This window comes from Novosphingobium sp. B-7 (assembly GCF_000410615.1).
Classification (GTDB): Bacteria; Pseudomonadota; Alphaproteobacteria; order Sphingomonadales; family Sphingomonadaceae; genus Novosphingobium; species Novosphingobium capsulatum.
This window is the reverse complement of sequence record NZ_KE148517.1, coordinates 15,452-15,795: the sequence shown is the minus strand read 5'-3', so window position 1 is coordinate 15,795 and position 344 is coordinate 15,452. Positions and strand designations below refer to the sequence as shown.

The window sequence follows — 344 nt, the reverse complement described above, 5'->3', positions numbered from 1 at the left end:
TCGCCGAGGTGCCCGCCTATCGCGCGCAGCAAGCCGCCGCCTGCTGGCAACCGCTGGCCCAGCCTCGCCTGGCAGAGCGCCGGGTGACCATCCTGGGCATGGGGGAAATGGGCCAGGCCAGCGCGGCCCTGCTGGCGCGCACCGGCTTTCCCGTGGTGGGATGGAGCCGCAGCGGGCGGGGCGCTGCCGATGGCACGATCCCCATGCTGGCAGGAGATGCTGGCCTGGCCGTGGCCTTGGCGCAGGCCGATATCCTGGTCACCCTGCTGCCGTTGACGGCACAGACCCACGGGTTGCTCGATCGCGCGGCACTCGCCCGCCTGCCGCGCGGGGCCGGGCTGATC

The 344-nt window shown here is 73.8% G+C and carries 1 protein-coding gene; it reads left to right on the top strand.

Translation table 11 applies throughout. The annotated features are described in order from the left end of the window. On the top strand, positions 1 to 344 hold a 344-nt coding region (locus H926_RS34360; RefSeq protein ID WP_237741188.1), incomplete at both ends, for an NAD(P)-dependent oxidoreductase.